The following is a 2,820-nucleotide window of genomic DNA, read 5'->3' on the forward strand; positions in this document are numbered from 1 at the left end:
GTTACGGTGAGCATGGATGAGAACTCCCCCGGAAGATGATCATGGACCCCTGCTGTGACTGGATGATTCCAAAGGAATCTGCATGCTTCCCGCACCAGATAATCAGATCATCAGAGGTTATTGACAGACCTTTTCGTATGACTTCTTCTGATAAGGTATTCACAGCCATGATGTGCATCGGTTTTTTGGTGAGAATCTGACAGAGTGTGTCATGGATCTGCTCATCTGTATAATATGGTCTCTTTTTTGCTGGCGGTTCCTTGTCTTTTTCTATCCTGAATAAAGGGGGAAACAGTGTTTCATCGCGGATATATGCGATCAGTTCCTCAGAGGTAGCCGATCGTATTCCGGTGCCAGTATCAATCTGAATATCCCCCTCCACAATCTTACATGAGAGCGAATATAACGCATAAAACCGGGCGATATCACTCGTGGACGGTTGAAGTATCTTTCCTCCGGCGGCGATGAATTCATCCTTTTTCTGGTTCGTAGGTTTCCAGTTTTGTTTTGTTACGATACACCGTGGATCAGTCAGATAGAGACAGGTCGCCCCTGGATGTCCTGTTAAATACCGGGTCCCTTTTGCAAATGCTGATCCTATGGCGCTATGATTCTGGTTCGTATTGATTATAATGCAGCATCCGGATTTCCCGTCATGTACTTGCAGTATTGATTTTCGTCCCGGTTTCGTATACCTGATATCGTACCTGCGTGATGTCAGATAGAGATGTATCGCCTCGGTCAGTTCTTCATAATCAGGCGGCCATGAATCAAGGTCAGAGAGAATAAGATCCCGCTCATTCGTATATGCAGCATGAATAATCTCCATTGGAGACAACTGAGGAATTACAGGTGCTGAGGAGTCGCATGTGAGAATGATTGCATTGGCACATCTGATCACCTCTCGTGGGGATGGATTTTTATTAATCGTCTTTTTTATCCCGGTAATAAGCCAGTTATATGGAGTTTCCCAATTTTCTGTCAGAATACTCTGGATTCTGGTCCTGATGATATCTTCGATCTCCTGATCCGTGCATCCCCGTAAATAAAACTGGTTCATCCCAATTCGTTCCCTGCTTGAAGGATCGAGATTTGGATAGAGTTTTTCATCCCAAAAGAGTGTCCGGGTAAAGGTTAAGGGAATAATTGATATACAATCGTTTATGAGGGTAAAGATTATCCGGTCAAATGCCTTTATTAAATCCTGATTTGTCAGGTTTTCCAGTTGATCAAAACAGACAATGAGGTTTTGACCATACCGTGAGAGAATCAGACCCAGCGATATCAGAAAATCTCTTGCTTCGTCTTCCATGGCAGGGTCTGATGGCTCCTGATAGGGGATATGGAGTGCACGAGCATCGTCAGGATCACAGATCTCTCCCATAAGACGCATATACGCAATCTGCTGAAGATCCGGATGACAAAACGCGAAGAGAAGCTGTACAAATATTTTGTTTAATCCGGGAATCTCTGCGAGGATCCATGACTGAACTCTCCTAAAGAAATCTGTTAGTATCTCTTTGTTCTGATAAAGAACAGAAAAAAACCGCGTACGGTCTTTTTCTGATTTCTCAATCGCTGTCTGGGTATCCGGGTTATGCGTATAAAAATCCCAGATGAGAGAGAAGACCAGTCCGTGTATCTGGGTATCATGAGGGGAATTGCCTGTTGGATGAGCAAGATTTGTGATGATTCCTTTTAATACTCTTCGTAATGGTGCCTGATAATCTATGATTGGTTTTATCGCGGCAAATTTCACATCAAAGCCGGAATGTTCACAATACTCACGTATCCGTGCGATCATGTGTGTCTTTCCTGATCCTGATTCACCGTTAACCAGAACCCCTATCGGTTCATGCGGATGGGTTTTATTATGTCCGATTATTCTGATGATGGAATCAAAGACGTCTCCATTGAGGGAGGTGATATTCGGAAAATTTGGTACCCACGGGTCAGGATGAGAGTTTGAGTGAAATGGGTTGTTTTCTTTTAATATCTTACATGCAAAGCTCATTCTCCCCTCCAGAATAGCAGAACCCTGAGAGTGTTTGTCTTATCCCGGTAACAATCCCGCTGTTCGTCGTCAGTCAGAAGTGAGGGATCACTGACCTGTAATTCAATGACCCCGGCATTCCATAGTGACTGAAGCATTGCATCAAATTCGTAAGCAGGCCAGGAAAGGAACCGGCGAAGTTCAAAAATCTTCACATACGGTTTTCCGTTCAGAACCGTATGAATCGCCTGTATGAAATCCTCTTTTGAATGAGATTCGGCAGTGATATCTTTCGTAATAACTTTACATTTAATTCCAAATGTTTTTGTCTGCTGAATAATCAGTAATCGGATAATGTCCTGTCCGACGAGATCATTTATGGTTTCGACCAGTACCTTTGGCTGGAATGGAAGTTTGTTTTTCGCCTGATTCAGGGTACAATCCGGATTGTTTTTGAGATATGATACCAGAATATCCGAAAGTGGTCTTCGAAGCAGATATCTGACATTTCCTTTTTTGGTAACAGAGTAGCCGGGTGGGAGATATGGGGTGATATGTGCCTCCAGGTCTTTGAGGGTTGCTTTTTTCACATCAATATGAAGGATAGAACGTGCCGATGCCGGTAATGTTTTTTTTAAGGAAGAGAACGATATAAAATCCTTTTTTTGTTTGTCAAAGATCCGTTCCAGGATGTCAGTGAACACCGGGTCCATACTTGTTTCTGGTTGTACAGAGCATTAATTGATTCTGTTTTGTTTTTGTTCATTATCATCCCCCGTTCGTTCAGACCTTATGAGGTCAGCCAAAAACCGCATATTCAGGATCGC

Annotated in this window: 2 protein-coding genes; both read right to left on the minus strand. The window is 43.1% G+C overall.

Translation table 11 applies throughout. The features are described 5' to 3' along the window. Nucleotide 1 precedes the first annotated feature (1 nt). Nucleotides 2-2,014, minus strand: a complete 2,013-nt coding sequence (locus PLA23_RS12245; RefSeq protein ID WP_324475363.1) for a P-loop NTPase fold protein — start codon at nucleotides 2,012-2,014, stop codon at nucleotides 2-4. Next, nucleotides 2,011-2,706, minus strand: a complete 696-nt coding sequence (locus tag PLA23_RS12250; protein ID WP_324330827.1) for a hypothetical protein — start codon at nucleotides 2,704-2,706, stop codon at nucleotides 2,011-2,013. Before PLA23_RS12250 ends, PLA23_RS12245 begins: the two co-directional genes overlap by 4 nt. Between the last annotated feature and the right edge of the window lie 114 nt (nucleotides 2,707-2,820).

The organism is Methanospirillum sp. (assembly GCF_035406105.1).
GTDB lineage: Archaea > Halobacteriota > Methanomicrobia > Methanomicrobiales > Methanospirillaceae > Methanospirillum.